A 26,787-nucleotide genomic window follows, 5' to 3' on the forward strand; every position below is an offset into this window, starting at 1 on the left:
TCAGGCGGCGAACTGCGCACGCAGGCGCTCCCACAATGCGGGCGGCATGCGCTGCTCGTCGTCGATCACGAGCAGCGGCTCGATGCGCAGCTCGGCCGCGTCGAGCTGCGGCCGGATCTCGCGCGCGAAACGGTCGACCAGCGCGTCCTCACGCCACTCCGGACGCTCGGCCAGCGCGGCCATCGCGGCGCGCGACTCGCGGCCTTCGCCCACGCATTCGAACGGCTTGTGGTTCTGGTACTCCAGCAGCGCATCGAAACCGTCGATCTGCGCCGTATCGTCCAGCAGGTTGCGTCCGAAGATGCCCATCAGACGCGGCTTGGGCATGAACGGCGCCAGCGCCAGGAACACGAAGTGGCACTTCGGGCACACGCCGCACCAGCGGCTGGCCGGGCGTTCGCCGAGGATGTGGAAGTTGCGGTTGCAGCTGCTGAAATGCGCGTCGTAGCGATCGGTCTTCGCGAACTGCCGCGCTACGGCCAACTCGCTGAGCGGACGCAGCAGCGAGTAGTAATGAAGGTCCGCCGCGACCTCGCGCTGCACATACTCGCCGAACGCCTGTTCGCAGGCCCAGCCCTTGGACCACTGGTGGTTCACCTCGCCCGTGCCTTCGATGAGGCTGCCGTAGCTGGCCGAACGCTCGTTGGAGAACACCACCTGGTCCACGCCCAGCAGCACGGCCGCGAAGACCATGATCGCTGAGTTGAGCACGGTGACCGGGATGTGGCCGTTCCACGCGCCTTCGCGGTTGTAGTCGAACAACTGCGGCGCGAGCGCGCGGCCGAGATTGAGCGTCGGCAGGCCGGTGCGTTCGGCGCAGGCGCGGATCAGCTGCGAGCCGCCGATCCACGTCACGGTCTGTTCGACGCCCAGCGCGCGCAGCGCTTCGATGCTCACCAGCGAATCCTTGCCGCCGCCGATGGCAACCAGCGCGTGGTGCGACAGGCCCAGCGTCGGCGCCTTCGTGCCCTGTTCCTGCGTCACCGGGAACTTGATCTTCCCGTGCAGGTTCAGGCCGTTGCGGTAGGCGAACTCACCCAGCCCGTTGACGTAGATCAGTTCGATCAACGCTGCGGTGTCGGCGTCGATCGCGTAAGAATCGATGCGGATTTCCGTCGGCACCGCCGCCTTGTAGTAGCTCACGCCGGCGATCAAGTGCAGCAGGCGCAGGGCGCGTTCGGCGGCCTGTGCGCGTGCGTCGTCCAGCTTGAACGGCGCGCCCGGCACGGTGATCGTCTCGATCATCTCCGGGCCGTCGTCGAAGGCGTACACCAGTTGCGCGATGCCCGTGGCGGCGTCGAAATCGCAGCGCACGAAACGGAACGCGCGGATAGCGTCGCGGTTGAATTTCCACTCACTCATTCAATGACGTCCTCTGCCGGCAGGGCCCGCAGGTTGTAGGTGTTGGCCATCGCCATGCCGTAGGCGCCGGCGTCGGCGACCAGCATCACGTCGCCTTCGAAGGTGTCGGCGGGCAGCGCGCGGCCGCGACCGATCACGTCGCTGCTCTCGCAGATCGGACCGACCACGTCGAACACGGCCGAATCGCCGTCGCGGGACAGGTTGAAGATGCCGTGGTAGGCCTCGTACATCGCCGGTCGCATCAGCGCGTTCATGCCCGCATCGCAGCCGATGCGGCGCACGCCGTCCTTCTCCACGACCTGCGTCACCGACAGCAGCAGCGCGCCGCTTTCGGCGACGAGGTAACGGCCCGGCTCGATCACCAGCCCGTAGCGCGGATAGGCGGCCTTGATCTCCTCCAGCCCCGCACGCCACAGCGGCAGATCGAACTGCGGCGCTTCCGGCGTGTACGGGATCGGCAGGCCGCCACCGATGTCGATCGTCTCGATCGTGCCGATGCCGTCGGCCAGGCCCGCGAGGTGTGCATACACGCCGCGCCAGTGCTGCGGATCTTCGATGCCGCTGCCCAGGTGCGCGTGCAGGCCGCTGATGCGCACACCGAGCTTGCGCGCTTCCTCGACGAACGCGTCGAAGCGCGTCATCGGCAAGCCGAACTTGGCCGCCACGCCGCCGGTCTTCACCTTCTCGTGGTGACCGTCGCCGTGGCCCAGGTCGATGCGCAGCCAGATCGTGCGGTTGCGGAACACCTCCGGCCAGCGCTGCAGGGCCTCGATGTTGTCGAGCGTGACGATGATCCCGCGCGCGAACGCTGCTTCGTACTCTCGGCGCGGCGCGAAGCTCGGAGTGAACAGCACGCGGCTGGGCGTGATGTGCGGCAGCGTGGCGAAGACGTGTTCGAACTCGCCCTGCGACACGCACTCCAGCCCGAAGCCTTCGCCGACCAGCGTGCGCAGGATTTCCGGATGCGGATTGGCCTTGATCGCGTAGAAGCAGCGATCGACCGCGCTGGTGACACTGAGCGAACGCGCGCGCTCGCGCACGGTGGCCAGGTCGTAGACATAGCGCGGCGTGCCCTGCTGCGCGAGCGACAGCAACGCATCACGACGCCCACGCCACCATGCCGGCGCACGCTGCGGCGCACCGAAGGCGATCTCGCGCCAGCTCGGGCCGAACACCGTCGCATCGCGCACCGGCATCGCGCGCGAGCGGATCAGCTCGGCGTGCAGGTGCGGCAGCAGGCCTTCGGCGTCGGTCTCGTCGATGACGAACGTGAGGTTGAGGTCGTTGGACGACTGCGAGATCAGGTGCACGCGCTCGCGGCCGAACGTCGCCCAGATGTCGCTCAGGCGATGCAGCAGCGAACGCATGCCGCGGCCGACCAGCGTGATGGCCGCGCACGGCGCGATCACCTTGACCCGGCAGATCTCGGCGAGGTCCGCGCTGAGCGCTTCCAGCACGTTCGTGGTCACCAGGTTCTCGCTCGGGTCGAGCGAGACGGTGACGTTGGTTTCCGACGAACCGATCAGGTCGATCGACAGGCCGTGGCGCTTGAAGCGTTCGAACACGTCGGCCAGGAAGCCCACCTGCTGCCACATGCCGATGCTTTCCATCGACACCAGCACGATGCCGTTGCGGCGGCTGATGGCCTTGACGCCGGGCACGGTGGCCGCGGTCGCGTCGATGCGCGTGCCGGGCAGGTCCGGGCGTTCGGTGTCGAGGATGGCCATCGGCACGCCCGCGTCGCGGCACGGCGCGATCGAGCGCGGATGCAGCACCTTCGCGCCGGTCGTGGCGATTTCCTGCGCCTCGGCGTAATGCAGGCGTGTGAGCAGGCGCGCCTCGGGCACGTCGCGCGGGTTGGCGCTGAACATGCCCGGGACATCGGTCCAGATCTCCACGCGCTGCGCCTTCAGCAATGCACCGAAGTACGCCGCCGAGGTGTCCGAACCGCCACGCCCCAGGATCGCCGTGCCGCCGTCGCCGTGGCGCGAGATGAAGCCCTGCGTGATCAGCATCGGCGAGGCTTGCGTGGAGAAACGCTCGCCGAAACCGTCGCCGTCCAGGCGGCAGTTCACCGACAATCGCTGCGCCCATGCGCTGGCGTTGGGCAGCGACACCGCGTCGAGCCAGTTGCGCGCATCGCACCAGCCCATGTCGTGACCCTGCGTGCGCAAGTAGGCGGCGCCGAGCGTGGACGAGAGCAGCTCGCCCTGGGCCAGCACTTCGGCCTGCCAGTCGAGCGGACACGTCGCTGCGCGCGCGTCCGTCGCCAGCGACTGCAACGCGGCCAGGCGCTCGCCAAGCACGGCATCCGGGTCCAGATCGAGTTCGGCACAGAACGCGCGGTGGCGCTCGACCAGCGCCTCGATGCGCGACTGGAGGCCGTCGCCATTGGCGATGGCCTGCAACTCGTTGGTGACACCCGACAGTGCGGACACCACCACCAGCACGCGCACGCCTTCCTCGGACATGCGTTTTCCGGCGAGGCGTCCGATGGTGTCCCAGCGGTTCCGGCGAGACACCGATGTGCCGCCGAACTTGAGTACTACCCAGCGATTCGCTTCCGCCACCGCAAATGTCCTCGTGATGATGATGGGTTGGTTGGAGATGAAGAATGGTTCAGTCGTTACGGCCGAAACCATGCCCACGCGCGGCGCGCGCAGGACCTAGAATGGCGCCCCTCGCCGGCACTGGCGAGTAACGCGGCCGTAAACTCCGCAAGTTTAGTCGAATAATCCGCTCGGACCCCCGCCGAATGACGCTTCGCCGCTATCTGCAACTCGACGTGTTCGCCGACCGGCCCGGCGCCGGCAACCCGCTGGCCGTCGTGCTGGACGCCAACGGCCTGGACGACGCCCGCATGCAGGCCATCGCCCGCTGGACGCGACTGCCTGAAACCACGTTCGTTTTCCCGCCCACGCAGCCCGGCGCGGCCTACCGCGTGCGCATGTTCAGCCCGCGCCGCGAGGTGCCTTTCGCCGGGCATCCGAGCGTGGGCACCGCCCACGTGGTGCTCGAGGCCGGACTGGCCCAGGCCGTGGAAGGCCACGTGGTGCAGGAAGGTGCGGTCGGCCTGCTGCCATTGGCGGTCGAAGGCGAGGGTTCGGCGCGCACGATCTCGGTACGCACGCCGCGCGCGCGGGTGGTGGAGATAGCCGAGGCCGGCGATGCCCGTCTGGCCGCGGCGCTCGCCGGGCTGGCCCCGGGCGCCTTGCCGTCGGCGCTGATGGACGGCGGACGACGCTGGTGGCTGGCCGAAGTCGCAAGCGAAGCCGCGCTGCGCGGCGCGACGCCGGACTGGGACGCCATTGCGCAGCTGGCCGATTCCACCGAGACGATGGGCCTGTGCGCGTTCGCGCGCGCGGATGCGGGCAACGGCTACGACCTGGTCGTGCGCGCCTTCGTCGGCGCGCCGGCGCGGTTCGAGGACGCGGCTTCGGGCGCGGCTAACGCCACGCTCGCCGCGTGGCTCAAGCACAACGACGCCCTGCCCGGGCGTGACGGGCGCTACACCGTGAGCCAGGGCCGCGAGGTGGGCTTCGATGCGCGTCTGCAACTGCGCGTGGACGAGGACGGCGAGGTGTGGTCCGGCGGGCAGGTCTGCAACGTGGTGCGCGGGACGATCGACTGGGCGTGAGCCCGCTTACTCCGGCGTGACGTCCACCCGCACACGGATCCGGTCGCCCGGGTCGTAGTTCGTGCGCGTGGTGTAGGTGCGGCCTGCGTATTCGTACGTGACGTCATAGGCGCGCACGTCGCGCGTGCCGTCTTCGCGCGAGTAGTAGCCGTCGCCCTCGTACACCGGATCGCACACGCGCACCATGCCGGTGCGTTGACGCTGGCTCTCGTCGTAGATCTGGCGGCCGGCCATGCCGCCCACCATCGAGCCGATCGCCGAGGTCGCATAGCGCGCACTTCCGCCGCCGACCTGGCTTCCGACCGCTGCGCCAACGATGGTGCCGACGATCGTGGAGACGGTGCGGCCGGTCTCGCTGCCGCCGGTGGGGCGACGGTAGCCGCCGTAGGGATCGTAGTAGCCGTCTTCGCGGTACGGATCGCTGCCGACATAGGTCGGGCGTTCGTAGCAGCGTTGCGGCGGCGCGGGAGCGGCGCTGGAGTAGGAATCGAACACCGGATCGACGCGGACCACACGCGCGTAGTCGCTGCTGCTGGTGGAGCCGTAGCGCGGGTAGGACTGGGCGTACGCCGAACCGCATGCGATGGCGGCGGCCAGCGCGACGGGGATGGCGATCAGGCGGTTCATGGGGTGGCTCCGGGGCCGGGATGGCATGCGCGCATCGTCCGGCCGGCGCGGGCAATGCACGCTGAATCCTGGCGTTCAGATTCGCGCGCCGCGCGCGGGGTTCACGGCGCCGCGAGCCAGGCGGCCACCTGCGCCGCGACGCTTGCGGCGTCACGCCCGAGCAACGGCCCGACATGCCCGGGCGATGCCACGCGCAGGAGGTCCGCGCCCCAGGCACGGGCCAGCTCGGCGGTGACGTCGGGCGGGACATCCTCGTCCTGCACCGACGCGATGCACAGCGTGCGGCAGAGCGGCGCGTCCATGACCAGACCGCCGTGGGCCTGCCGCAGCACGGCGCCGGATTCGTCGCGCCAGCGGCGGAAGGCGAACAACGCCGTCGCGTCGTCGGAATCGGGCAGCGCGCGGCGGGTCGATGCCAAGCGGGCGTCGCGGCCCCAGGGCACGCGGTCGGGCCAATCGCGCGCAGGGAGATCGTCGGCCCACGGCGCCGGTGGCAGGGGATTCACCAGCACCAGCGCATCGGCCGCGTCGGCGCAGGCCATGGCCAGAAGGCCGCCGAGGCTGGCGCCCACCAGCGCGCGCGGGCGCGGCATGGCCTCCAGCGCGACGCGGACCTGGGCGGCGTAGTCGTCGAAGCCGGTGGCCTCCAGGCCCTCTGCCGCCGGTTGCAGGTCCGGCGCGTCCGCGCGCAGGCCGCGGGCGGCGAACACGCCCCGCCACACGTTCCATTCCCAACCGCCACCGCCCGCGCCATGCACCAGCACGGCGCGGCCGATCCCCCGCCCGGCTGCCATCCGTTCCGGTCAGCCCAGCGTGGCCTGCACCGTCACCGGCACCGACAGCGCGCGCGAGATCACGCAACCGGCCTTGGCCGCGTCGATGAACTGCTTGAACTGCGCCTCGTCGATGGGCGCCTTGGCGGAGACGACCAGGTTGACGCCGGTGACCGTCGGCCCGGGGTCCGCACCCGGCTCCATCGTCACTTCGGCACGGGTCTGGATGGTGTCCGGCGTGACGCCGGCCTTGGTCATCACCGCCGACAGCGCCATCGAGAAGCACCCGGCGTGCGCGGCGGCCAGCAGTTCCTCGGGATTGGTGCCGTTCTCATCGCCGAATCGGGTCTTGAAGGAGTAGTTCTGGTCCGCGAACAGCCCGCTCTGCGGCGTGCTCATGCTGCCCTTTCCGCCTTGCAAGTCGCCGTGCCAGACCGCATCGGCAATGCGCTTGAACGCCATGACGCTCTCCATCGTGGGGTGAAGGACGGCCAGCCTAGCGCGGCGTCCGTTAGGCGCGCATGGCGATTCGTGCGAGGTTCGCCCGGCCCCGCCTTCACGCGCGTCTTCACATGCCGAAGGAAAAAACCGCAGCGATCCGCACTTCGCGCCCTTGCGCGCTTGACCACCCCAGCCCCTTGCGCGAGGCTTTCGCTCCCGGCCCCCGCCGGCACCCGCCATGACCGCCCGCCGAGCGCCACCGCTTCGGCGCGAAGCGCGGACAGCCATGACGGCCTTCCCACCCTAAGGAATTCAGGGAGAAGTCCGCTCATGTCCTACAGCACACAATCCATCCGCAACGTGGCCCTGGCAGGCCACCCCGGCGCCGGCAAAACCACGCTTTTCGAAGCCCTGCTGCAGGCCGGCGGCGCACTCCAGACGGCAGGCACCATCGAACGCGGCAGCACCGTCTCCGACTTCGACCCGATCGAGAAACAGCGCGGCCACTCCATCGACGCCGCCATCGCCAGCATCGACCATGCAGGCATCCACGTGAACCTGATCGACACCCCCGGCTACCCGGATTTCCGCGGGCCGGCATTGTCGGCGCTGGGCGCGGTGGAGACGGTGGCGATCGTCGTCGACGCCGCCAGCGGCGTGGAGTACGGCACGCGCCGGATGATGGAGTACGCCAAGGGGCGCAATCTGTGCCGCGTCATCGTCGTCAACAAGATCGACCACGAAGGCGTCGCGCTGGACGGCGTCCTGGCCGATCTGCGCGAGACCTTCGGCCCCGAATGCCTCCCGCTCAACCTGCCCGCCGATGGCGGCAAACGCGTGGTCGACTGCCTGATCAACCCGCAGGGCGACAGCGACTTCGGTCCGGTCGCCGACTGGCACCAGAAGATCATCGACCAGATCGTCGAGATCAACGAAACGGTGATGGAGCACTACCTCGACGTCGGCGAAGACGGCCTGTCCGGTGAGGAACTGCACGACGCCTTCGAGCAATGCCTGCGCGAGGGCCACCTCGTCCCGGTGCTGTTCTGCTCGGCGCGCACGGGCGCGGGTGTGAAGGAGCTGCTCGACGTGGCCGAACGCTGGTTCCCCAATCCGGCCGAGGCCAACGCGCCGCCGTTCGAGAAAGGCCCGGAGCGCGCACGCATCGAAGCCGTGCCGGACGCGAAGGCGCACGTGCTGGCCGATGTGTTCAAGGTGGTCAACGACCCCTTCGTCGGCAAGCTCGGCATCTTCCGCATCTACCAGGGGCTGGTGAAGAAGGACACGCAGCTGTTCGTGGACGACGGCAAGAAGCCGTTCAAGGTCGGCCATCTGTTCAAGCTGCGCGGCAAGGATCACATCGAGATCGAGCAGGCGATTCCCGGCGACATCGCCGCCGTGGCGAAGGTGGAGGAGCTGCATTTCGACGCCGTGCTGCACGACAGCCACGACGAAGACCAGATCCGCCTGGCGCCGCTGGACTTTCCCAAGCCGATGTTCGGACTGGCCGTGGAAGCGGCGAGCAAGGGCCAGGAGCAGAAGCTCGCCACCGCGCTGCACAAGCTCGGCGAAGAGGATCCCTGCTTCGTCGTCGAGCACGAGGCCGAGACGAACGAAACGGTCATCCGCGGCCTGTCCGACCTGCACCTGCGCATCAACCTGGAACGGTTGAAGGACCGCTACGGCGTGGAAGTCACCTCGCGCCCGCCGCGCATCGCCTACCGCGAAACCGTCAGCGGCAAGGCCGAGGGCCATCATCGCCACAAGAAGCAGACCGGCGGCGCGGGCCAGTTCGGCGAGGTGTTCCTGCGCATCGAACCGCTGCCGCGCGGCGGCGGCTTCGAGTTCGTCGACGAAGTGAAGGGTGGCACCATCCCCGGCCAGTTCATGCCGGCGGTGGAGAAAGGCGTGCGCCAGGTGCTGCGCAGCGGCGCGGTGGCCGGCTATCCGATCCAGGACGTGCGCGTGGTCGTCTACGACGGCAAGCATCATCCGGTGGACAGCAAGGAAGTGGCGTTCGTCGCGGCGGGCAAGAAGGCGTTCCTCGATGCGATCGGCAAGGCGCGGCCGCAGGTGCTGGAGCCGATCGTCGAGCTGGAAGTCAGCGCGCCGGAGCAGCACATGGGCGACGTCAGCGGCGGGCTGGCCAGCAAGCGCGCGCGCATCAGCGGTACCGACAGCGTGCGCGGAAGCGAGATCGTGGTGAAGGCGCATGTCCCGCTGTCGGAGCTGGAAGGCTACGCGGCCGAACTCAAATCGGTGACCGCCGGACGCGGCCGGTATTCGCTGGATTTCAGCCACTACGAGCCCGTTCCGGCCAACGTGCAGCAAAAGCTCGTGGAGGCCTACAAGCCGCGGCACGACGAGGACTGAGCGCGTTCGACGCCGGCACCGCGGACAACGCGATGCCGGCTTCACGCGGTTGTGGCCACTCTGTGCGCTCCGCCCCCGGGGAACGCGCCGATGCGACCGTCACGAAGCGTGCTGCAGACCGTGCTCGTCGTTGGCCTTGGCATGAGCCTGGGCCTGTTCGCCGCCGCCCCGGCATGGACGCAGACCGCCGCGAGCGCCACCCGCTCGATCCCGGCCTTCCCCCGCCCTGCGGGATTTCCCGACCCCGCTCGGCGCGTGATCTACGCATATGCCGACGAAGCGCCGCCGATGATGGTGCGCACCGGGCCCAACACTCTCGAACCGCTGTACCGACGCAGCGGCGACGGCTTCACGCCCGTACGCGCGGCGGGCTATCGCATCGCGATGACCTCATGTCCGTCGATCACCACCGGCGGCGATTTCCGCACGCGCATGATCGACCTGGCCGCCGCCGAATGGGCCTACTTCGGCCTGCCCGTGCTGGACATGGCGGTGGAGCCGGCGGCGATCGTGCCGCGCGTACCGCAGCCGTCCGGCGTGGTCGAGATCATCTCTCCGCAACGCAACGCGTCCATCGGCGACCGCGTGCTGCGCCAGGCGCCGCGACTGGGCCTGATGGAGGACGACCTTGCGGTCGAGGCCGCGATCGCCGGGTACTGGGCCGCCACCGGCAACGAGGAAGCGATGCGCGTGCAGAGCATCGTCAACTACGGCTGGCACGAAGCGGGCTGGGCGATGCCGTGGTCGGCGGCGTTCATATCGTGGCTGGCCTGCGAAGCGGGACTGACGACCGACCAGTTCCGTCGCAGCGGCGGCCACATCGATTACGTGCGCGCGGCGGTACGCGCGCGCGATGGGCAGGATCCCGGCCATCTGTTCGTCGCCTACGATCTCAAGGAAGCAACACCGGAGGCGGGCGACCTGCTGTGCACCGCGCGCGGCGAGAGTTCCTTCGCCTCCATCGCCGACATCCGTTCCGGAAACAGTCCGTCCACCGCGCTGCATTGCGACCTGGTGGTGAAGACCGACGCCAAGCGCAACCGGCTCTATGCGATCGGCGGCAACGTCAACCACTCGGTCACGCTGTCGGTGATCGCCACCGACACGAAGGGCCGTCCGCTCACCGACCAGGACATCATCGGCGCGCACCGCTGGTTCGCGGTGCTCAAACCGCGCGCCGGCGGCAAGCTGGCGCACGACCTGGACGGCACGCCGACGGTGCAGATGCTCTATCGCGATTACGCCCGTTACGCCGCCGGCCGCCGCGCGCCGCCGCCCGTGCCGGTGCGGGCGCGCGACGTGCGGGCCAAGACCGATGCCGCGTCGCCGTGAGGGCGCCAACGCGATGGAACGCTCCATCGCGTGCAGGCGCGTCGCGTGAAGCGATGCCGCGCGCATAGTCTGTCGTACTCCGATCACCGTCCACGCCCGCCATGGCCCTGTTCGACCTGCAAACGCTGCTGACCTACCTGGCCGCCGCCGTGGTGCTGGTGATCCTGCCCGGCCCGGGCACGGCGTGGATCGTCGGGCAGAGCCTGGCCGGCGGGACGCGGCGCGGACTGCAGGCCGGCCTTGGACTGGAAACGGCGACGCTGCTGCATGCGGTTGCTGCGGGCCTGGGCCTGTCGGCCCTGCTGGCGACCTCGGCCGTGGCCTTCGAATTCGTGAAGTACCTCGGCGCCGCCTACCTGATCTGGCTCGGCATCAAGGCCTGGCGCAACGGCGAGACCGCCGGCCCGCAGGCCGAAGCCGAAGGCGCGAAGCCGCGCGTCTCCGGCCGCAGTGTCTACCTGCGTTCGGTGGTGACCGGCGTGCTCAATCCGAAGGTGGCGCTGTTCTTCCTGGCCTTCCTGCCGCAGTTCGTCCACCCCGAGCGCGGCTGGGTGTGGCTGCAGTTCCTGCTGCTCGGCGCGTTGCTCGCGGTGGTGGGTTTCTGCAACGACGTGATCCTGAGTTTCGCCGCCGGGCGCTTCAGCCGACGCATGGCCGGCGGCGGGCGTTGGACGCAGCGCGTCACCGGCACCCTCTTCATCGGACTGGGTCTGCGCCTGGCGATGCAGCAACGCGCGTGAACGACCGCCGGTCGGCTCGTCACCCGGCGTGGACGGGACGGCGATAGCATCGATGCGTGTGGGGTCGTGTGGTGTTGTTCATGCGGCGCGGGTATCGTCCCGGCAAACCCGTGGAGCCCGAGATGTACCCGCGCCGCTATCTCCAGATCGCCTTCGTTGCCGCCTTCACCCTGCTGCTCGCCGCCTGTTCGACACTGGGCGCCATGCTCGGCGATGAAGTGCGTTTCACGCCGATGCAGTTGCAGCACTCGCTCGACCGCAACTTCCCCAAGCATTACGACAAGCTCGGCGGCCTCGTCTCGCTGACGCTGATGAACCCGCGCCTGACGATCCCGCAGGATCAGAACCGCCTGCGCGTGGATTTCGACCTGGGCCTGGGTGCGCTGGGCAGCGACAGCAGCAAGCCGGCCGGCCATTTCGCCCTGACCAGCGCGCTGCGCTACGACCCGACCACGCGCGGCCTGCACCTGCAGGATCCGCGCATCGAGCAGGTCGACGTGCCCACGCTCGGCGGCGCCATGAACGGCAGCGCGCGCGCCCTGCTCAACTCCTGGCTGGCCGGTTACGCGCGCGAGGAACCCGTCTACCGCTTCGACAACAGCCTGCTGGACCGGCTGGGCTCGCGCCGCATCGGCACGACCGCCATCGAGAACGGCGGCGTGGTCGTCCATCTGGATCAATGACGATGCCCGCGCTGCGCCACGCCGTTCTCCTGTTCGTGCTCGCGCTGCCCGCGTGCGGCGGCGACAAGCCCGGCGCCGCCGGGCGTTCCGGCGGTGACGCCGAAGCCCTGCCCGCCCCGGCCGGTGCGCGCGGCAGCGTGACCGGCATGCCCGACCAGCCGGGCCCCGGTCAGATCGGCCCGCCGCAACCGGCCGATGCAGTCGCGCTCGATGCCGAAGGCAATCCGATCCTGCCCGCCGACGGCACCGTCACGGGCACGGAAACACCGGTGGATCCCACTGCGCCCGTGATCGATCCCGCAACCGCCGAGCCGACGCCGCAGGACGCCGTCGCGGTCATTCGCGACTACTACGCCGCGATCAACCGCCGCGACTTCGCGCAGGCCCATGCGCTGTGGTCCGACGGCGGCCGCGCCAGCAAACAGACGCTGGAGCAGTTCGCCGCGGGATTCGCCGACACGACGGGCGTATCGGTGGAAATCATGCCGCCCGGGCAGGTGGATGCCGCCGCCGGTTCGCGCTACATCGAAGTGCCGGTCGCGCTGACCGCCACGCATGCGGACGGTCGCCAGCAGCGCTTCGTCGGCGCGTACACGCTGCGCCGCGCGGTCGTGGATGGCGCGAGCGCGGACCAGCGAGCCTGGCGCATCGGCACGGCCGACATCCGCGAAGTGGCCCAGTGACGTGAACACCGCGCACGGCGATGCGCCGCCGCGCATCGTGCTCGACACGAATGTCTGCCTGGACCTGTTCGTGTTCGGCGATCCCGCGGTGTCGGTACTGCGCGATGCGCTTTCCGCCGGCGATGTCGTCGCGGTGAGCAGCGCGGCGTGTCGCGAAGAATGGGAACGCGTGCTGTCGTACCCGGCGCTGCGGCTGGACGAAGCCGCGCGTGCGTCCCGGCTCGCGGCCTACGACTCGGCGATGGCGAGCGTGTTTGGCGTCGTGCAGGTGACGCGACCCCTGCCGCGATGCCGCGACGCGGACGATCAGAAATTCCTTGAGCTGGCGGCCGCCGCCTCGGCGCGCTGGCTGCTGTCGCGCGATGACGAACTGCTGCGTCTGGCGAAGCGGACAAGGCGCGAGGGGTTGTTCGAGATCCTTGCGCCCGGGGAATGGGTCGGAGCGTGGGCGGGTCGCTGACGGATACGCTCGCGCTCATGCTGTCATGACAGAAGGCTGGGGCTCTTGGGCCGCCGAACGGCGGCACTATCCAGGCCTGCGCGGCATCATGCTCGACACAGGCTTTCGTTTCGGCAAGTTGGATCCCCGCCTTCGCGGGGATGACGGCATCGCGTCGGAACCTTCGAGGACCTGGGTCCCGGCCTTCGCCGGGATGACGGCGTTGCACGCGCAATGCAGGACACTGCGCGATGCGAGGCTATCCACACCCCGCCCCATCACAACTCGAAGCGATAACTCAACTTCACCAGCAGCTGCTCGTCGTCGCGCAGATCGAAGCTGTCGCGCACCAGGTCGCTCGCGCTTTCCGTGAAGGGATCCTGCTGGTAACCGCCGCGCCCGTAGACGACGTACAGGTACGACAGCGGCGCCAGTTCGTAGCGATAGCGCACCTGGAAGCCCAGGTTGCGCACGCTGAAATCCTCGACGACATCGTCCGACGCGATCGCCGCGCCGCTCGGTGCGATCCGGTAGGCCTGCTCGATCCCCGCGTCCAGGCCGATCGCCTGCAGCTTCACGCGCAGCTCCTGCTTGTTGGTGATCGTCCAGTCCAGGCCGGCGTCGATCTGCAGCATCTTCTCGTCGAACTCGCCGATCAGGTTGTCTTCCTGCCAGACCAGCCAGCTGGGAATGCGTTCGTAGAAGCCGCCCAGGTACACGCTGAAGGCGTCGCTGATGAAGTACGTCGGCTGCACGCGCAGGTTGTAACCGACCTTGTCGTTGCCGGCCAGGCCGCCGCTGAACACCTCCGATTCCATCTCCCAGCCCCAGTCGCCCTTGCGCGGGCGCTCGTACTCGAAGTAGGTGTTGAAGTTCGTCGGCTTGTTCACCACGCCGTTGCCGCGCGTGAGCAGGTCGTCCACGCCGGAGCTGTTGATGTTGATCTGCGCGTACTCGTAGCTGCCGTCGCGCACGTTGCCTTCGCGGCTGATGCGCAGCTGCCGCTGCAGGCGGTCGCCGTGATCGTTGTCCGTACCGCTGATGCGGAAACGCCAGTCCTTGGCGGAGTAGCGCGACTCCTTCGGCAGATCGGTGAAGCGGCGCTTCACCTCCCAGTTGAGGTAATTGGTGCTGGCGCGCTGCAGGTAGCCGAAGTCGTTGATCTCCAGGTCGTTGCCAAAATGCATCGCCAGCCACTGTTGGCGCCAACCGTGGTCCATCTCGTAGTTGACCCACATCGTCGCGCCGGTGTCGTCGGTGGTGCGGCCGAACTCGTCGATCTGGCTGCCGATCAGGCGTGTTTCCACGCTTACGCGCGCCGTCGGCCGCCAGTTGTGGTCCACGCCCATCACGGCGGCCGTGCGATCCAGGAACGGGCGATCGACGTAGGTGAGCATCGCGCCCAGGTTCTGCTTGGGCATGTCGCGCACCACGCGCACGGCGCCGAACGTGCGACCCACTTCATCGGCCTCGTCGGCGGCGAAGATGCCGTACTTGGTCGCGCCGACGCTGCCGTTGAGCTTCACCGCCGCGGTGATGTCGCCGGCGCCGTTGCCGTCGTCGGCCGGACCGCCCACGCGACGCGTGTAAAGCAGCTGGCTGTAGTCCGAGGGCGTGGTGAACTCGAAGATGCCCTGGTTCTCGGTGAAGAACGGGCGCTTGTCGCTGATGAAGATTTCGGTGGCGTCGAAGTTGACGACCAGGTCGTCGCTTTCGACCTGGCCGAAATCGGGGTTCACCGTCGCCGACAGCTGGAACTGGCCGTTGGGCTTCCAGAACAGGTCGGCGCCGCCGTCGAAGTCGCTGGAGCCGTTGACGTTGTCGTACAGGCCGGAGACGTAGGGCGTGATCGCCAGCAGCGACTGGCTGTACTGCGGCATCTCCACCGGCGCGAAGTCGGACAGGTAGCGCGGGCGTGCGAAGCTCGCGCCCGGCCACGCGGAACGTTCGCCGGTCGAGCCGATCACGCGGTCCAGGTAGACCTTCACCGTGCGCTTGCCGTCGCGGCCTTCGCGCATCGGCGCGATGTACCACGGAATCAGGATCTCCACCGACCAGCCGGTGTCGTCCTCGCTTACGGCATGGCGCCAGTTGCCGTCCCAGTCGTCGTTGAACTGGTTTTCGTTGGTCACCACCGCGTCGGCGATGCCGTCGGTGGAGGAGATGGTGAAGTTGTAGCCGGTGCGCCCGTCGCCGTCGTAGTCGACGACGAGGTTGACGCGGTCCACCTGCTCCTCGAAGTCACGCTGCACGCGTTGGCGCGTGCGCGTTTCCAGCGGCTGTGTCGCGCGGTACGCGACCGCCAGGCCTTCGGGCGTGGCGAGGATCCAGGCTTCGGTGGGCAGCGAGGCCGGCTCCAGCGACAGCGGCTGGACCTTGCGGAAGTCGGTGATGTGGCGCGCGCCCTGCCATTCGGCGGGGTCGATGCGGCCATCGATCTCCACCGCGAAGGTGGGCGTGGAAAGTGCGGCCAGCAGGGCCAGGAGCAGCGGTGCGCGCATGCGGTCGGGGGTCGTCGCGGTCCATGTGGCCAGCCGGCGCGCTCCCGGCACCGCGTTAGCGGGTCGCCGGCCGGCGTTCCGTGCTGGAGGTTCAGCTTCATGCTGGCCCGCGCACGTCACCATGCCGGGCGACGCGCAGACTAGCGGGCGGAGCGCACGCTACGCAGTGGCGTGAGTCATGGCAACCCTTTCGCTCCGCGGTGCATCACGACAGTACGGACCCGTCGCGCGTGGGACCGTTACTGCATGTGCCAGCCGTGGCTGACGACGAAGCTCTGGCCGGTGAATGCGGCGGTCGGGAATTCGGCGAGGAAGCGCACCGTGCGGGCCACGTCCTCCACGGTGGTGAAGATGCCGTCGACCGTGTTGCCCAGCATCACCTTGCTGACGACGTCGGCCTCGCTGATGCCCAGCTCCCTGGCCTGCTCGGGAATCTGCTTGTCCACCAGCGGCGTGCGCACGAAACCGGGGCAGACGACGTGGCTGCGCACGCCGTGCTTCGCCCCTTCCTTGGCGAGCGTGCGCGACAGCCCCAGCAGGCCGTGCTTGGCGGTCACGTAGGCCGACTTCAGAGGCGAAGCCAGGTGCGAGTGCACCGAGCCCATGTAGATGACGGTGCCGCCGCGGCTGCTGCCGTCGGGCTTCTTGCCGTACATGTGCGGCAGCACGGCTTTCGTGGTCAGGAAGGCGCCGTCGAGGTGGATCGCCAGCATCTTCTTCCAGTCGGCATGGGCGAACTGCTCGATGGGATTGACGATCTGGATGCCGGCATTGGAGACGAGGATGTCCACGCCGCCGAAAGCCTCCGTCGCGCGCGCCACGCCTTCGTTGACGGCGGCTTCGTCGGTCACGTCCATGGCGACGCCCAGCGCCTTGCCGCCGGCCGCTTCGATCTCGCTGGCGACCGCCTGCGCGCCCTGCACGTTGAGGTCGGCGATCACCACATGCGCGCCGGCGCGGGCGAGTTCGAAGGCGATTTCCTTGCCGATGCCGCTGGCGGCACCGGTGATCAGCGCGGTCTGGCCTTCGAGGGCGCGGGGCTGGGGGCTCATGCGTGACTCCTGTGCGATGCGAACCGGAACGCGCTCGACGGCGCGCGACGCAGTGTGTCGGCGCCCGGCCGGCGCCGCCATTGCCCGATGGTACGGGACGGGTATGACGCGGCGATTCGCTCTCAGCCGTCGTTCCCGCGAAGGCGGGGTCTGTTGGGCCGCCGAACGGCGGCACTATCCAGGCCTGTGCGATATCACGCTGGACTCATGCCGTCCCGCTTCCGAGCGTTGGATCCCCGCCTTCGCGGGGATGACGACACTGCCTAGGAGCGTTCGAACGCCCGGGTCCCGGCTTTCACCGGATGACGGACGCGGCGACGTGCCGCGCTGACTGTCGTGCGTCGTGCCAGCGCGGCCCAGGCTTCAGCGCTTGGCTGCCTTCTTTGCGCCCTTCTTCGCACCGGCCTTCTTGGCGCCGGCCTTTTCAGCCTTCTTGGCACCGCTCTTCTTGGCACCGCTCTTCTTGGCGCCGGCCTTCTTCGACTTGGCGGCCTTGGCGGGCTTTTTCTTCGCCGGGGTCTTCGGCTGGAGCATCGTGCCGGTGCAGTTGCGCGAACCGCAGCGGCATTCCCAGATCTTCTTCAGCTCCGCGGTGTGCTTCTCGTCCAGGGTGATGCCGTAGTTGTACGACAGCTCCTCGCCCGGCTTGATCTCGCGGATCGCCTCGATGAACACGCGATCGCGGGTGCGGTCGTCGCCGTCGTCTTCTTCCAGCACGGCCTCGCAGTTGGGCGAGCAGCTGTGGTTGATCCAGCGTGCAGTGCCGCCTTCGTAGTTCGCGTCGATGACGTATTCATCGTTCAGCGTGAACAGGAACGTATGGCCGGAATCGATGTCCCCGGCGGCGTCGGCGTCGACCTGCGCGTGCGTGCGGCGACGGCCCTTGTATTCGACGACGCGCTCGCCCTTGGCGATCGGGGCGACGGCGAAGACACCGTTGCCGTGGATGGCGGAACGACGGGCGACGATCTTGCGCGGCATGCGGGAATCCGGATCTGGGAAAGCGGACATTCTGTACGGATCGGCGCGACATCGCCATCGCGACTGTGTCACGAACACGAAGATGCGACGCGATGCCCGCACGTTCGCGCCGGTTCGGTACCGTGCCGGGCACCTCCGGCGAACCTGAACCGGATGCGCTTTCCAGCACCCTTGGCCGCGGCGGCGCGAAACCGTACAATTCCGGTACGGATTGAACTTCCCCACCCCCATGCTCCGCGTCACCAAGCTCACCGACTACGCCACGGTCGTCATGACCGTCCTCGCCCACGGCGAAGATTCCGTGCTCAGCGCCTCGGAACTCGCCGAGCGCGCGGGCCTGGAGGCCACGACCGTGGCCAAGGTCCTCAAGCCGCTGGCGCAGGCCGGCCTGGTGGAAGGCTTCCGCGGCGCGAACGGCGGCTACCGCCTGGCGCGTCCGGCCGATGACATCGGCCTGATAGAGATTGTCGAAGCCATGGAAGGGCCGCTGGGCATGACCGAGTGCAGCGTCCACACGGGTAATTGCGGCCTGGAGCAGTCCTGCGGCGTGCGCGCCAACTGGCGGCGCATCAACGATGTGGTGGTGGAGGCGCTGCGCGGGGTGACCCTGGCGCAGATGCTCACCCCGCCCCCACCCAATGAACCACCCGGCAGGCAGATCGACCTGCGCTTGGCTTGACGAGTAGGCAGCCCCCATGGCCACCGAAATCCTAGAAAACCGCGAGATCCACGAGCAGCTCGGCCGCAAGTACGAGGCCGGCTTCGTCACGGACATCGAATCCGACAGCCTGCCGCCCGGCCTCAACGAGGACGTCATCCGCGCGCTCTCGGCGAAGAAGAACGAGCCGGAGTGGATGACCGAGTGGCGCCTGGCGGCGTACCGGCATTTCCTGACGATGCCGATGCCGCACTGGGCCAAGCTCAACATCGCGCCGATCGACCTGCAGGCAGTGAGCTACTACTCCGCGCCGAAGGCCAAGTACGCCTCGCTGGACGAGGTGCCGCAGGAGCTGCTCGACACCTACGAGAAACTCGGCGTGCCGCTGCACGAGCGCGCCAAGCTGGCCGGTGTCGCGGTGGACGCGGTGTTCGACTCGGTCTCCGTCGGCACGACCTTCCGCAAGGAACTGGCCGAGAAGGGCGTCATCTTCTGCTCGCTCTCCGAGGCGCTGCACGAGCACCCGGAACTGGTGAAGAAGTACCTCGGCACCGTCGTGCCCACCGGCGACAACTACTTCGCCGCGCTGAACTCGGCCGTGTTCTCCGACGGCAGCTTCGTGTTCATCCCCAAGGGCGTGCGTTGCCCGATGGAGCTGAGCACCTACTTCCGCATCAACGCGATGGGCACCGGCCAGTTCGAGCGCACGCTGATCATCGCCGAGGAAGGCAGCTACGTTTCCTACCTGGAAGGCTGCACCGCGCCGATGCGCGACGAGAACCAGCTGCACGCGGCCGTGGTGGAACTCGTCGCGCTGGACGATGCGGAGATCAAGTATTCGACCGTGCAGAACTGGTACCCCGGCGACGAGAACGGCGTCGGCGGCATCTACAACTTCGTGACCAAGCGCGGCGAATGCCGCGGCGCGCGCAGCAAGATCAGCTGGACGCAGGTGGAGACCGGTTCGGCCATCACCTGGAAGTACCCGTCCTGCGTGCTGCTGGGCGACGACTCGGTCGGCGAGTTCTACTCCGTCGCGCTGACGCACCACCGCCAGCAGGCCGACACCGGCACCAAGATGATCCACGTCGGCAAGCGCACCAAGAGCAAGATCATCAGCAAGGGCATTAGCGCCGGTCGCGGCCAGAACACCTATCGCGGCCTGGTGAAGGTGATGGGTGGCGCCGAAGGCGCGCGCAACCATACGCAGTGCGACAGCCTGCTGATCGGCAAGAAGTGCGGCGCGCACACCTTCCCATACATCGAAGTGAAGCACCCGACGGCCACCGTCGAGCACGAAGCGACCACCTCGAAGATCAGCGAAGACCAGCTGTTCTACTGCCGCTCGCGCGGCATCGGCGAGGAAGACGCGGTGTCGATGATCGTCGACGGCTTCTGCAAGAGCGTCTTCCGCGAATTGCCGATGGAGTTCGCGGTGGAAGCGAAGAAGCTGCTGGAAGTGAGCCTGGAAGGCTCCGTGGGGTAATCCCCTTCTCCCGCCTGCAGGAGAAGGGTTCAAGAACAACTCGGAAACGAACATGCTGAAGATCGAAAACCTCCACGTCACCGTCGCCGGCAAGGAGATCCTCAAGGGTCTCTCGCTCGAACTCGAGCCGGGCAAGGTGCACGCCATCATGGGCCCCAACGGCGCGGGCAAGTCCACGCTGGGCAACGTCCTCGCCGGTCGCGAAGGCTACGAGGTGACGGCCGGAAGCGTGACGTTCGAAGGCCGTGACCTGCTGGCGCTGGAGCCGGAAGAGCGCGCCGCCGGCGGCGTGTTCCTGGCGTTCCAGTACCCGGTCGAAATTCCCGGCGTGAACAACACCTACTTCCTGCGCTCGGCGCTCAACGCCCAGCGCAAGGCGCGCGGCGAGAAGGAACTGGACTCGATGCAGTTCCTCAAGCTCGTGCGCGAGAAGCTCGCCGTGCTGCACCTGAAGGACGAACTCCTGCACCGCGGCGTCAACGAAGGCTTCTCCGGCGGCGAGAAGAAGCGCAACGAGATCTTCCAGCTCGCGCTGCTGGAACCGAAGCTGGCGATCCTGGACGAGACCGACTCGGGCCTGGACATCGATGCGCTCAAGGCCGTCGCCGACGGCGTGAACGCGCTGCGTTCGCCCGATCGCGCCTTCCTCGTCATCACGCATTACCAGCGCCTGCTCGACTACATCAGGCCCGACGAGGTGCACGTGCTGGCCGACGGCCGCATCGTCGAGACCGGCGGGCCGGAACTCGCGCTGGAGCTGGAGCAGCACGGCTACGCGTGGGTGAAGGAGCGCATCACTCCGGCGGCGAGTGCCTGACATGAGCGCCTTGCTCGACTCCTTCGCGACTGCCTTCGATTCGCTCGCCGCGCGCGATGCCGCCGGCCTGGGCGCCAGCCGCCGCGCCGCGCTCGATGCCGTCCTGCGTGACGGAATTCCGCACGCGCGGGTGGAAGCGTGGAAATACACGCCGCTGCGCTCGCTGGAACGCCGTGCGTTCGTAGTGGCGCCGGCAGGCATTCCGACGTTCGATGACGCATTGCTGGCGGCGATTCCCGGCCCGCGCATGGTCTTCGTCAACGGCCGCTTCGACGCCGCGCACAGCGATCTTTCCGGCTTGCCTGCCGGTGTGACGCTTCAGCCGCTCTCGCGCGTGCTGATCGAAGGCGAGCCGCGTGAAGCGAACTTCCTCGCCCGCCGCTTCGACCGCGCCGACGAAATCTTCGCGCGCCTCAACGCCGCACTCGCCGATGACGGCGTCGTGCTGCGCGCTCACGCGAACGCGCGGATGGATACGCCGATCCACCTCGTCTTCATCGGCGCTCCGGCGCAGGCCGACGAGGCCTGGCACCTGCGCCATCTGATCGAGCTGCGCGACGGTGCGTCGCTGGCCGTCGTCGAGCATCACATCGCAACGGATGCGCACCAGCACCTCGCCAACAGCCTGATGCATGTCCACCTGGGCACGAACGCGGTGCTGCGTCACGCACGCGTCCAGGACGAAGGCGCCGGCGCGACGCTGATGGCACGCAGCGACGCCGTGCTCGCCAAGGATGCGGCCTACCATCGGCTCGACCTCGAGCTCGGTGCGGGCCTGTCGCGCCATGAGCTCAACGCCGCGCTGCACGGCAACGGCGCACGCCTGCACGCCAACGGTGTGCTGCTCGCGTCCGGCAAGCGTCACCTCGACACGCGGCTGGGCATCGACCACGTCGGTCGCGACACGGCATGCGACCTCACTTGGCGCGGCATGGCGGCGGGCCGCTCCAAGGCGGCCTTCCACGGCGGCATCCTGATCCGCGAAGGCGCCGACGGCACCGCCGCGAACCTGTCGAACAAGAACCTGCTGCTCAGCGAAGGCGCCGAGATCGACAGCCAGCCCGTGCTGGAGATCCACGCCGACGAAGTGCAGGCCGCGCACGGCGCCACCGTCGGCCAGCTCGATACGACCGCGCTGTTCTACCTGCGCAGCCGCGGGTTGCCGGCCGAACAGGCGCGCTCGCTGCTGACCGCCGCCTTCTGCCGCGAAACGCTGGCCGTGTTCGCACCGGGCGACGCCCTGCGCGCCGCACAGGAAGCCCGCCTCGACACCGCGCTGGCCCGACTGGGCACCGTCTGACTGGAGCACGCATGAACCTGCCCGCCGCCGAATCCGCGTCCGCCATCGACTGGGCCCGCGTCCGCGCGGATTTCCCGCTGCTCACGCGCCAGGTCCACGGCAAGCCGCTGATCTACTTCGACTCGGCCAATACCGGACAGAAGCCCGAAAGCGTGATCGAAGCGGTCGATGACTTCTATCGCCGCCACAACGCCAACGTCAGCCGCGCGGTGCATGCGCTGGGCACCGAAGCGACCGAAGCCTACGAGGGCGCGCGCACGAAGCTGGCGAAGTTCCTCAACGTGCGCGGCGACGAACTCGTGCTGTGCAGCGGCACCACGTTCGCGCTGAATCTCGTCGCCTACTCGTGGGCACTGCCGCGCCTGCAGCCGGGCGATGCGATCGTGCTCACGCGGATGGAGCACCACGCCAACATCGTGCCGTGGCAGTTGGTCGCACAACGCACGGGCGCGACGATCAAGGTCGCGGAGATCGACGAGCGCGGCGAACTGGATCTTGCGCAGCTGTATTCGCTGCTCACTCCGGAAGTGAAACTGCTCTCGCTCACGCACGTGTCGAACGTGCTGGGCACGGTGAATCCCGTTCGCGAGATCTGCCGCGAGGCCCGCAAGCGCGGCATCGTCACCGCCATCGACGGCTCACAGGCCGCGCCGCATCGCGCGCTCGACATCGCGTCCATCGGCTGCGACTTCTATGCCGTCACCGGGCACAAGATGTCCGGCCCCACCGGCACCGGCGCGCTGTGGGCACGCCGCGAGCATCTGGCCGCGATGCCGCCCTTCATCGGCGGCGGCGAGATGATCAAGGAAGTGCGCTTCGAGGGCACGGTATTCAACGACCCGCCGCATAAGTTCGAGGCCGGCACGCCGAACATCGCCGGCTTCGTCGGACTCGGCGCCGCGGTCGACTATCTCTCGACGCTGGGCATGCACAACGTCGAGACGCGCGAGCAGGAATTGCTGGCCCACTTCAACGAAGCGGTTTCTTCCGTCGAGGGCCTACGCATCTTCGGCCAGGCGCGCGAGAAGGCCGCGGTGGTGAGCTTTCTGATCGAGGGCGCGCACGCGCACGACCTGGCGACACTGCTCGACCTGGAGGGCGTGGCGATCCGTTCCGGCCACCATTGCGCGCATCCGCTGATGCAGCATTTCGGCGTGCCGGCGACATGCCGCGCGTCCCTCGCCTTCTACAACACACACGAAGAAATCGAAGCCTTCGTTACCGCCCTGCGCAAGGTGCGTAAACTGCTCGCATGAACACCACTGTCGATACGCCGGCACGGCCCGGCCTGAAATTCCGCAACGCCACACATGCCGACATCGATGCGCTGGTCGCGCTCGTGGAATCGGCCTACCGGGGCGACGTGAGCAAGCAGGGCTGGACGACCGAGGCGGACATGCTCGGCGGCCGCCGTACCGGCCCGGACGATATCCAGGCGTGCATCGATCGTCCGCGCAGCGTCATCCTGATCGCCGAGCGTGCGGATGCAGAGCTGATCGCCTGCGCGCATGTAGCCGAGGAGAACGGCGCGGGCTACTTCGGCATGTTCTCCGTGTCGCCCACGCAGCAGGGCGGCGGCATCGGCAAGCAGGTCATCACCGAGGCCGAGCGCCTGGTTCGCGAAGACTGGTCGTTGCCGGCGATGCGCATGACCGTCATCGACATCCGTGACGAGCTCATCGCGTTCTACGAGCGCCGTGGCTATCGCCGCACCGGCATCAAGAAGCCCTTTCCGTACGGCGACGAGCGCTTCGGCGTTCCCAAGCGCGACGACCTGCGTTTCGAGGTGCTGGAGAAGTCGCTGTGAGCGACAACTGGGTCTTCGTCTGCGCCACATCGCAACTGCTCCCTGGTGAGCGCACCGTGGCCTGGGACGGCGATACACCGATCCTCGTCGTCAACTACGACGGCGATTACTACGCGCTCGAGGACAAGTGCTCGCACGAGGACTTCGAGTTGTCCGCCGGCAATTACGACGGCGACGAGGCCACGATCGAATGCGTCCTGCACGGAGCGAAGTTCGACGTGCGCGATGGGCGCGCACTTTGCGCGCCCGCTTACGAGCCCGTGCTGAAGTTTCCGGTGAAGGTCGACGACGTCGGGATCTGGACGCGGGACGATCGCGGCTGATCCATAGCCCTGCCACGCAGGGTTGAATCTGCTCCGGCCCGATGGGCCAGGCCCGTTGTCTTCCTGTGCCGCGCACGCGACCCCTGGCGGAATGGCGCAACCAGGCACCGGGCCGGATTGCGCGACGCGCCCGCGCCAAGGCGGAGCGACTTCTTCTTTCGATCACGGCCCTCCGCGGGCGCGTGCGCCTTCGTTTTCTCCTTGTTTCATGGGCTGTGCCATGCCGGTCGGTTCCGGCCGGTGAGGCACTTTGAAGGTGCCGCTCGTCCGGGCGCGTTCACTTTTCGTTGCAAATGAGAATTCCTCTCATTACCATTCAACGCCGAACCGCGGCCGTGCCGCCTGACCTCTCCCCCAGGGATTCCCATGCACAACAGGAAGTTCGTCGTCTCGCCGCTCACCGGCGCCCTTGCCCTCGCGATCGCCGCCCCCGTTCTGGCCGATCCGGCCGGCGAGGCTGCCGACGCGCGCAACCTGGACAAAATCGAAGTCCACGGCGAGTACGTCGAGAAGCCCTCTTCGGTGAAGTACACGCAGCCGCTGCTCGACACGCCGCAGACCATCACCGTGGTCACCCGTGACGTGATGGACCAGCAGAACCTGATCGGCCTACGCGACGTGCTCAGCACCCTGCCGGGCATCACCTTCGGCGCGGGCGAAGGCGGCGGCGGTTACGGCGACAGCATCACGCTGCGCGGCTTCAACGCCAACAGCGACATCACCACCGACGGCGTTCGCGACAGCGCGCAATACACGCGCACCGACAACTTCAACCTGGACGCCGTCGAACTGATCAACGGCGCCAACTCGGTGTACTCGGGCGCAGGCTCGGTGGGCGGCAACATCAACCTGGTCAGCAAGGTCGCACGCAGCGGCGACTTCACCGTGCTGCAGGCGGGTGCGGGCACCGACAGCTTCGGCCGCCTCACGGTGGACAGCAACACGGACCTGGACAACGGCACCGCCGTGCGCGTCAACGCGATGGTGCACCAGAACGACGCCCCGGGCCGCGACCGCGAGACCTTCGAGCGCTGGGGCTTCGCGCCGTCGGTCGCGTTCGGCCTGGACGAGGACACGCGCTTCACCGCCAGCTACTTCCACCAGAGCGACGACAACATCCCGCAGTACGGCGTGCCGTTCTTCAGCGCGTTCGGCGGGCCGCTGCCGGGCGTGGATCCGAGCAACTACTACGGCTACCACAACGTCGACCGCCAGAAGATCGACATCGACATGGTGACCGGCGTGTTCGAGCACGACTTCAGCGAGAACACCACGCTGCGCAGCCTGGCGCGCTACCAGCAGGTCGAGCAGCTGAGCATTGTCAATCCGCCACAGGGCACGTGGTGCCTGGCGAATGGAACCAATCCGGCGGGCGGCGCCTGCTCGGTCACGGTCAACGGTGCGCTGGTCCGGGTTCCGCCGGACATGTACCAGCCAACGGGTCCGCGCGGCAACACGCGCGACACGCGCAACACCATCGCGATCAGCCAGACCGACCTGACCACGCGCTTCCAGACCGGCTCGGTGAGGCACTCGCTGGTGACGGGCGTGTCGATCTCGCAGGAGAACTTCGACCTCGACACCGGCAACGTGCTGCGCACCGCCAACGGGACGATCGTGCCGTTGCCGCTGATGTCGTTGCCCAACCCGGATTCGACCTACCTCGGGCCGATCAACTACATCCGCAGCAGCACGAGTGAAGGCAAGCTCGACAACCAGGCCCTCTACGTGTTCGACACGCTGGAGTTCAACGACCAGTGGATGTTGAACCTCGGCGCCCGCTACGAGCACAACGAAGGCGACACCGTTTCGTACACGTACAACACGACCGCCGGCAGCCCGCTGCTGGGCCGCCCCACGGCCGTGACCGTGGGCGAAAACAAGGACGATCTGTTCTCCTACCGCGCGGGCCTGGTCTTCAAGCCGGTCGAGAACGCCAGCCTGTATCTGTCGTACTCCGACAGCAAGACGCCGTCGAAGGCGTCGGTCAACGGCACGTGCACCCCGGTCAGTTCGACCACCGGCGCCACCGGCACGGCCAATTGCAATGTCGATCCGGAAACCGCGGTCAACATGGAATTCGGCGGCAAGTGGGACATCAACAACCGCCTGGCGCTGACCGGCGCGGTGTTCCGCAACGAGCGCGAGGACTACAAGGTCGCCGACCCGGGCAATCCGGACAATCCGACCGGCGAGCAGCAGCTGGACGGCAAGGCGCGCGTCGACGGTGTCACGCTCGGCGCGGCCGGGCGCCTCACCCATGACTGGTCGATCTTCGCCAACGTGACCTGGCTCGACAGCGAAGTGCTGCAGGGCGTGTCCGACTTCTGCCGCGCCCATCCGTCGACCGCCTGCGCCAACACGCCCGCCAATCCCGATCCGCTCAAGGGCCTGCCGATCACCGGCACGCCGGAGCGCTCGGGCAGCCTGTGGACCACGTACGACCTGCAGCAGTGGACCTTCGGCTACGGCGTGACGTACATGAGCAACTACGACGTCTACACCGGCAACGGTGCCAACATCGCCGAGGTGAAGGGCTTCACCACGCACCGTGCGATGGTCGGCTACGACATCAACGAGCGCTTCGCGCTGCAGCTCAATGTCAACAACCTGTTCGACAAGGAGTACTACACGCGCATCCGCAACAACGGCTGGGCGACGCCCGGCGATGCGCGCTCGGTGGTGCTGATGGCCACCTACAGGTTCTAATCACGCTTCACCCAGGCCACGCGACGCCCGGCCCCGCCGGGCGCTCGCATGAAGGAATGCCCG

22 protein-coding genes and 1 pseudogene are annotated in these 26,787 nt (G+C 68.0%); 15 read left to right on the plus strand and 8 right to left on the minus strand.

Features of this window, described 5'->3' with window-relative positions:
• Together murL and JI752_RS10250 are read right to left on the minus strand one after the other, a co-directional pair.
• Positions 1 to 1,362 carry a UDP-N-acetyl-alpha-D-muramoyl-L-alanyl-L-glutamate epimerase gene (murL, locus tag JI752_RS10245; protein ID WP_216963254.1) on the minus strand — a complete coding sequence of 454 codons (1,362 nt, stop codon included), beginning with the start codon at positions 1,360 to 1,362 and terminating at the stop codon, positions 1 to 3.
• On the minus strand, positions 1,359 to 3,932 hold the full coding sequence (locus tag JI752_RS10250; protein ID WP_345777340.1) for a bifunctional aspartate kinase/diaminopimelate decarboxylase: 2,574 nt from the start codon (positions 3,930 to 3,932) through the stop codon (positions 1,359 to 1,361). Before JI752_RS10250 ends, murL begins: the two co-directional genes overlap by 4 nt.
• 185 nt (positions 3,933 to 4,117) lie before the next feature.
• Here JI752_RS10250 and JI752_RS10255 point away from each other — a divergent pair, with 185 nt between their 5' ends.
• A complete protein-coding gene (locus JI752_RS10255) occupies positions 4,118 to 4,999 on the plus strand; it encodes a PhzF family phenazine biosynthesis protein (protein WP_216963260.1) in 882 nt (293 codons plus the stop codon).
• 6 nt (positions 5,000 to 5,005) lie between these two features.
• Here JI752_RS10255 and JI752_RS10260 read toward each other — a convergent pair whose 3' ends face one another.
• From JI752_RS10260 to JI752_RS10270, 3 genes are all read right to left on the minus strand, one after another.
• Positions 5,006 to 5,626: a glycine zipper 2TM domain-containing protein gene (locus tag JI752_RS10260; protein ID WP_216963263.1), complete on the minus strand. Its 621-nt coding sequence runs from the start codon at positions 5,624 to 5,626 to the stop codon at positions 5,006 to 5,008.
• Positions 5,627 to 5,727: 101 nt separating this feature from the next.
• A complete protein-coding gene (locus JI752_RS10265) occupies positions 5,728 to 6,420 on the minus strand; it encodes an alpha/beta fold hydrolase (RefSeq protein ID WP_216963266.1) in 693 nt (230 codons plus the stop codon).
• 9 nt (positions 6,421 to 6,429) lie between these two features.
• A complete protein-coding gene (locus tag JI752_RS10270) occupies positions 6,430 to 6,861 on the minus strand; it encodes an OsmC family peroxiredoxin (RefSeq protein ID WP_216963269.1) in 432 nt (143 codons plus the stop codon).
• A 309-nt stretch (positions 6,862 to 7,170) separates the two neighbouring features.
• Between JI752_RS10270 and fusA the strand changes: the two genes are divergently transcribed.
• The 6 genes from fusA (at position 7,171) to JI752_RS10300 (ending at position 13,111) form a co-directional block, all read left to right on the plus strand.
• Entirely contained in the window at positions 7,171 to 9,213 is a 2,043-nt protein-coding gene (gene fusA, locus JI752_RS10275; protein ID WP_216963272.1) for an elongation factor G, read from the plus strand.
• A gap of 90 nt (positions 9,214 to 9,303) precedes the next feature.
• On the plus strand, positions 9,304 to 10,545 hold the full coding sequence (locus JI752_RS10280; protein ID WP_216963275.1) for a DUF2272 domain-containing protein: 1,242 nt from the start codon (positions 9,304 to 9,306) through the stop codon (positions 10,543 to 10,545).
• Positions 10,546 to 10,646: 101 nt separating this feature from the next.
• Complete coding sequence (locus JI752_RS10285; RefSeq protein WP_216963278.1) at positions 10,647 to 11,285, plus strand: LysE family translocator; 639 nt, start codon at positions 10,647 to 10,649, stop codon at positions 11,283 to 11,285.
• 122 nt (positions 11,286 to 11,407) lie between these two features.
• Positions 11,408 to 11,968 carry a DUF1439 domain-containing protein gene (locus JI752_RS10290; RefSeq protein WP_216963281.1) on the plus strand — a complete coding sequence of 187 codons (561 nt, stop codon included), beginning with the start codon at positions 11,408 to 11,410 and terminating at the stop codon, positions 11,966 to 11,968.
• 2 nt (positions 11,969 to 11,970) lie between these two features.
• Positions 11,971 to 12,651, plus strand: a complete 681-nt coding sequence (locus JI752_RS10295; protein ID WP_216963284.1) for a hypothetical protein — start codon at positions 11,971 to 11,973, stop codon at positions 12,649 to 12,651.
• Position 12,652: 1 nt separating this feature from the next.
• A complete protein-coding gene (locus JI752_RS10300) occupies positions 12,653 to 13,111 on the plus strand; it encodes a putative toxin-antitoxin system toxin component, PIN family (protein WP_345777341.1) in 459 nt (152 codons plus the stop codon).
• 257 nt (positions 13,112 to 13,368) lie between these two features.
• On the opposite strand, the gene JI752_RS10305 is transcribed toward JI752_RS10300, so the two are convergent.
• From JI752_RS10305 to JI752_RS10315, 3 genes and pseudogenes are all read right to left on the minus strand, one after another.
• A complete protein-coding gene (locus JI752_RS10305) occupies positions 13,369 to 15,591 on the minus strand; it encodes a DUF5916 domain-containing protein (protein ID WP_216963290.1) in 2,223 nt (740 codons plus the stop codon).
• A gap of 239 nt (positions 15,592 to 15,830) precedes the next feature.
• Complete coding sequence (locus JI752_RS10310; RefSeq protein WP_216963293.1) at positions 15,831 to 16,643, minus strand: 3-hydroxybutyrate dehydrogenase; 813 nt, start codon at positions 16,641 to 16,643, stop codon at positions 15,831 to 15,833.
• Positions 16,644 to 17,162: 519 nt separating this feature from the next.
• A pseudogene (locus JI752_RS10315) lies at positions 17,163 to 17,624 on the minus strand (SET domain-containing protein-lysine N-methyltransferase); the annotation flags it as partial.
• A gap of 229 nt (positions 17,625 to 17,853) precedes the next feature.
• On the opposite strand from JI752_RS10315, the gene JI752_RS10320 reads away from it, so the two are divergent.
• The 8 genes from JI752_RS10320 to JI752_RS10355 all read left to right on the plus strand — a co-directional run bounded on the left by JI752_RS10320 (position 17,854) and on the right by JI752_RS10355 (position 26,724).
• On the plus strand, positions 17,854 to 18,303 hold the full coding sequence (locus JI752_RS10320; RefSeq protein WP_216963298.1) for an SUF system Fe-S cluster assembly regulator: 450 nt from the start codon (positions 17,854 to 17,856) through the stop codon (positions 18,301 to 18,303).
• A 16-nt stretch (positions 18,304 to 18,319) separates the two neighbouring features.
• Positions 18,320 to 19,768 (plus strand): Fe-S cluster assembly protein SufB, encoded by a 1,449-nt coding sequence (gene sufB, locus JI752_RS10325; protein ID WP_216963302.1) that lies wholly within the window; start codon positions 18,320 to 18,322, stop codon positions 19,766 to 19,768.
• A 52-nt stretch (positions 19,769 to 19,820) separates the two neighbouring features.
• Positions 19,821 to 20,585 carry a Fe-S cluster assembly ATPase SufC gene (gene sufC, locus JI752_RS10330; RefSeq protein ID WP_216963304.1) on the plus strand — a complete coding sequence of 255 codons (765 nt, stop codon included), beginning with the start codon at positions 19,821 to 19,823 and terminating at the stop codon, positions 20,583 to 20,585.
• Between the two features lies 1 nt (position 20,586).
• Positions 20,587 to 21,885, plus strand: a complete 1,299-nt coding sequence (sufD, locus tag JI752_RS10335; protein WP_216963310.1) for a Fe-S cluster assembly protein SufD — start codon at positions 20,587 to 20,589, stop codon at positions 21,883 to 21,885.
• A gap of 11 nt (positions 21,886 to 21,896) precedes the next feature.
• Entirely contained in the window at positions 21,897 to 23,141 is a 1,245-nt protein-coding gene (locus tag JI752_RS10340; RefSeq protein WP_216963312.1) for a cysteine desulfurase, read from the plus strand.
• Positions 23,138 to 23,692 (plus strand): GNAT family N-acetyltransferase, encoded by a 555-nt coding sequence (locus JI752_RS10345; protein WP_216963315.1) that lies wholly within the window; start codon positions 23,138 to 23,140, stop codon positions 23,690 to 23,692. The genes JI752_RS10340 and JI752_RS10345 overlap by 4 nt, the downstream gene beginning before the upstream one ends.
• On the plus strand, positions 23,689 to 24,015 hold the full coding sequence (locus JI752_RS10350; protein ID WP_216963318.1) for a non-heme iron oxygenase ferredoxin subunit: 327 nt from the start codon (positions 23,689 to 23,691) through the stop codon (positions 24,013 to 24,015). Before JI752_RS10345 ends, JI752_RS10350 begins: the two co-directional genes overlap by 4 nt.
• Before the next feature lie 366 nt (positions 24,016 to 24,381).
• Positions 24,382 to 26,724 (plus strand): TonB-dependent receptor, encoded by a 2,343-nt coding sequence (locus JI752_RS10355; RefSeq protein ID WP_216963321.1) that lies wholly within the window; start codon positions 24,382 to 24,384, stop codon positions 26,722 to 26,724.
• Positions 26,725 to 26,787: the final 63 nt, after the last annotated feature.

Origin of the sequence: Lysobacter sp. MMG2 (assembly GCF_016735495.2) — a bacterium.
GTDB lineage: Bacteria > Pseudomonadota > Gammaproteobacteria > Xanthomonadales > Xanthomonadaceae > Lysobacter_J.